1 protein-coding gene is annotated in these 541 nt (G+C 39.0%); it reads right to left on the bottom strand.

Features of this window, described 5'->3' with window-relative positions; translation table 11 throughout:
• A partial coding sequence (locus tag ACNPNW_RS04275) for a hypothetical protein (RefSeq protein ID WP_448766576.1) occupies positions 1–541 on the bottom strand: 541 nt, incomplete at both ends.

The raw sequence follows: 541 nt of genomic DNA, 5'->3' as shown, positions 1-541 counted from the left end.
TTATTAAACTCGAAAGAAATCGACTTCACTACTTCGGATTCAAAGTTTTTTTTGCGGGTCTGAACAAAAAATCTTGAACCCATGCCGCTCTCACTCAGTTTCTCTCTTAAAGAGATATAGAGATTTTCCTCCGTATTCTCTGAATCGTTTAACAAGAAAGAGGTTTCACAGAACAGATGTCTTCTCTCCAGTATAATATCCTTATATCTCATTCTTGGAGTCTGGATAGCTTCGCCCGGTTTTCGTTTATTCAGCCACAGCAGAGACAAATCATTCATGAAGCTGATATTCGAGAAGATAGAAGTGATAAAGGCAAACTTTCCAGGATACAATGCTCTAATCAAGCTTGAGGAAATAACCGGTTTGTACTTCTTTTCGCCCTTGTTGACCAGAACAAAATCCCCATCGACATAACGAAGTTCAGAAGTGTCCTCATACACGTGTTGCTGGTAAATATCCTTCTGTCCTTCGTTCTTGGATAAGATATCCATATATTTCGTTTCGTAATAAGGCACATCCACAACATTGGCATTAAAGGCCA

Source organism: Acinetobacter endophylla, from assembly GCF_053543775.1.
Note: the sequence above shows the minus strand (reverse complement) of the source record. Positions and strands in the feature narration are given on the sequence as shown.